Below are 248 nucleotides of genomic sequence, written 5' to 3' on the forward strand. Positions count from 1 at the left end.
GCTGAGCAGGTGTTCCAGCGCAACGCGGCGAAGGCGTTCAACACTGTGGACAACCAGTTGGTGTCGTATATGCGGGGTTTGAAGGGGTCGAACACGGTCGACAAGAAAGCGATCGTCGGGTTGGTGCGGGAGGTGAACGTGGCGTTGGCGGAGTTGGGGCCGCAGGCCTACACCAAAGCCGGGCAGCGGAAGGTGCATCAGATCCTGACCGCGGCGTTGCTGAAAGCGCAGTCGATCGTCTCCGGTGG

1 protein-coding gene is annotated in these 248 nt (G+C 62.1%); it reads left to right on the forward strand.

All coding sequences use genetic code 11. The features are described 5' to 3' along the window. Nucleotides 1-248: DUF4226 domain-containing protein (locus tag ACT89H_RS29530; protein WP_445111948.1), on the forward strand; the 248-nt coding region annotated here is incomplete at both ends.

It is taken from the genome of Nocardia aegles (assembly GCF_052545135.1).